Raw genomic sequence first — 1,593 nt, 5'->3', positions numbered from 1 at the left:
GGTGCCACCGTGGTGGACTTCGCCTATGCCATCCACAGCAAGGTCGGCAACCACATGACGGCCGCGCGCATCAACAACGAGGAAGTGCCGCTGCGCACCGAACTCAAGAGCGGCGACGTGGTGCAGATCGTCACCTCCGAGGACGCCACGCCCAACCCGGCCTGGCTGGGCTTCGTGAAGACGGGCCGCGCGCGCTCCAAGATCCGCCACTACCTGAAGTCGGCCGCGCAAAGCGAATCGGCCCGCCTGGGCGAGAACCTGCTGGCCCAGGCCATGCGTGCCGAAGGCATGGATGCCGTGCCGCCGGCCGACGAGGCCAACCAGGCACTGTGGGACGAGGTGCTGCGCATGGCCGGCAGCCGCAGCCGCGCCGACCTGATGGTGGACATCGGCATGGGCCGGCGCATTGCGTCGCTGGTGGCCTCGCGCCTGACGGCGCTGATGGCGCGCCACGGCCACCGGCCCGACGCCCTGCTGCTCACACGCGAACGCTTCAACTCCAGCAACCGCCCCTTCCAGGGTGCCGTGCTGCTGGACGGCTCCAACCAGGGCTCCATCCACTACGCGCAATGCTGCCGCCCCGTGCCTGGCGACCCCATCGTGGGCTACCTGGGCAGCGGCGAAGGCCTGATCGTCCACCATGCGCAGTGCAAGATCGCGCAGCGCCTGCAGGAAAAGGACAGGGACCGCTTCATCGTGGTCGAGTGGGCCGATGAGATGGATGCCGCGCGCCTGTTCGAGGCACGCATCGTGGTCACCGTCAACAACGGCAAGGGCGTGCTCGCGCGCGTGGCCGCCGAGCTGGCCGGCGCCGAGGTGGACATCCTGCGCGTGGACATGGCCGACGAGGCCGCCATGAGCACCACGGACCTGTGCTTCGTGATCTCGGTGCACGACAACCAGCAGGTGGAGTCCGCGCTGCGCAACCTGCGCCGCGTGCACTCGGTGGTGCGCGCATCGCGCGTCATCCCCTGAACACTGCCCCGCTCCTGCGGGGCTTTTTCATTGCGCCAGGTCCTGGGCCAGCTGCTGCAGCAACGGGCCGCAGTCCTGCTCGATCTTGAGGGCCAGCAAATCCTCGGAGCGCATGCGGCCCTGGTTGATGGCGGCCACCGGCTTGCCCTGGGCCACGGCCTCATGCACAAAGCGCAGGCCTGAATACACCATCAGCGAAGAACCGGCGACCAGCAGCCCGCCGGCCTGCTGCAGCATGGCGCGCACGGCCTGCACCCGCTGGCTGGGCACGCCTTCCCCGTAGAACACCACGTCGGGCTTGAGCACGCCGCCGCAGTGCGGGCAGGCCGGCACGTCGAAGCGGCTGAAGTCGCGCCCCTCCAGATCGGCATCGCCGTCGGGCGCGGCCTGGGCGCTCAGGCCGGCCCAGCCGGGGTTGCGCTCCAGCAGCATGGCCTGCAGCACGGCGCGCTCCATGCCGGTGCCGCAGCCCATGCAGCGCACGGCGGCGATGCGGCCGTGCAGGTCGATGACGCCATCGCTGCCCGCGGCCGTGTGCAGGCCGTCCACATTCTGGGTGACCAGGCCTTCGATCCATCCGCGCTGCTGCAACTGCGCCAGTGCCGCGTGGGCCTGGCC

2 protein-coding genes are annotated in these 1,593 nt (G+C 70.1%); one reads left to right on the top strand and one right to left on the bottom strand.

Features of this window, described 5'->3' with window-relative positions; genetic code table 11:
- Window positions 1-975 (top strand): TGS domain-containing protein (locus JHD82_RS28910; protein WP_199140325.1); only part of this gene is annotated, 975 nt, incomplete at its 5' end.
- Between the two features lie 27 nt (window positions 976-1,002).
- Here the strand turns inward: JHD82_RS28910 and JHD82_RS28905 are convergent.
- Window positions 1,003-1,593 (bottom strand): Sir2 family NAD-dependent protein deacetylase (locus JHD82_RS28905; protein ID WP_199140323.1); only part of this gene is annotated, 591 nt, incomplete at its 5' end.

This window comes from Delftia sp. ASV31, from assembly GCF_016428765.1.
Lineage (GTDB): Bacteria > Pseudomonadota > Gammaproteobacteria > Burkholderiales > Burkholderiaceae_C > Comamonas > Comamonas acidovorans.
Note: the sequence above shows the minus strand (reverse complement) of the source record. Positions and strands in the feature narration are given on the sequence as shown.